The sequence below is a fragment of the Maribacter aquimarinus genome, assembly GCF_047345505.1.
GTDB lineage: Bacteria > Bacteroidota > Bacteroidia > Flavobacteriales > Flavobacteriaceae > Maribacter.
On sequence record NZ_JBLFEO010000078.1, the window covers coordinates 1 to 1228 of the forward strand.

Here is a 1228-nt window from a genome sequence, read left to right on the forward strand (position 1 = left end):
TGATCCAATTATGGACAAATGCTATAAAAACGAGGGCTTTTCCAACTTGAAGATAAAACAATCGGTGGCCAAGAAATTCAAGGGTTTCGCCAGGAGGTTCAAAGCATCGCACAGCATGACCCTAGATCAGATGGTTCATTTCTTTGAGCGTCACCAGTTGCTTCCCGATGATGAAGTGCCGAACCATTTGCTGCAGACCGATAGGCGGCTGTTGAAATGCATCAATGCGGTGATCGCCATTATGAAGGATATGGAAAAGACCCAGACCAAGCCCACGGTGGGGATGTTGGAATAAAACATCAAAGGGCGGTAGTTGAAGGCATTTGGCCAAAACCTGTGCGATCACCTTCACGGGAACTTCTTTTTCTCCAAATGTGTCACTATGATAGAGGCCATAGACCAATTCGGTAAAGGAAACTTTTGAGCCCTTCCATTTGAGTCTGGCAATCTCGTTCGTATCTCCCAGTTTGAGTTGTTCCAGTTCTTTTTCATAGAATTTTAGAAGAAGTTCATTTGCCCGTATCCTGCTCAAAAGCAAATCGTGCACCGTATGGTGGCCAGGTTCAAGAATCACATCAATAACTTGCGGTCCATTTAAAGCTGCGCCACCGCTGCGGGTGAAATATAGATGGTCCAAGTGGCGGGCACCCATATTGAGATAGCGTTGAAAATAGAAGTTCTTGCGCAGAAACGCTCTCGAATCCTTTCGTCTGTTCTTTATATGGGATTTCTGAAAGTTGATGTCCGCTGGTGGATAATGAGCCTGATATTCGCGTAGGTCCCAATAGTAAAAAAGCTGGGATTGCGCTTCTTGCTTCACAATCTTGAAATAGTAGATCTCATCCTCTATTGGGCAATCCCGTTTTGTCAGAAAAGTTTGCTCCAGCCCGCTTAGCGTCCTGCGACAAAAATCAATGGCCTTGCCATATGCTATGATTTTTACGGCCTCCTTCTCTACTTTTTCCTTTAGTTCATTCTGAAAGTCCAAACCAAAATAGGTTTTAAGCCCTAAGCTAAAGGTGGGAATATCCCGGATGTTTTTTAAAGCGGTTTAAGGGATTTATAAAAGATGTGGTTGATTTGGAAATTGAGGCATAATTACTGGGCTGGATTCAAGTCATAAACGCAACAATGCCCTGATTTTCTATTGCTGCGGCAAAAACCTCGTTGGGCGTTCTGTACCCGAACCTTTTTCTGGGCCTGTTGTTTAAAATGTTCTCCGCCTTTT

Annotated in this window: 1 protein-coding gene and 2 pseudogenes; 1 reads left to right on the plus strand and 2 read right to left on the minus strand. The window is 44.0% G+C overall.

The annotated features are described in order from the left end of the window. The first annotated feature begins 10 nt into the window (after positions 1 to 10). Positions 11 to 295, plus strand: coding sequence for a BfmA/BtgA family mobilization protein (locus ACKWCC_RS19325; RefSeq protein WP_413997607.1), 285 nt, complete (start codon positions 11 to 13; stop codon positions 293 to 295). 27 nt (positions 296 to 322) lie between these two features. On the opposite strand, the pseudogene ACKWCC_RS19330 reads toward ACKWCC_RS19325, so the two are convergent. Continuing rightward, positions 323 to 988, minus strand: a pseudogene (locus ACKWCC_RS19330) (RteC domain-containing protein); the annotation flags it as partial. A 124-nt stretch (positions 989 to 1112) separates the two neighbouring features. Then, positions 1113 to 1228 (minus strand): annotated as a pseudogene (locus tag ACKWCC_RS19410) (IS30 family transposase); the annotation flags it as partial.

Excerpts from the sequence above, each read along its gene's own strand:
- ACKWCC_RS19325 (WP_413997607.1), top strand. The coding sequence starts at position 11 with ATGGACAAATGCTATAAAAACGAGGGCTTTTCCAACTTGAAGATAAAA.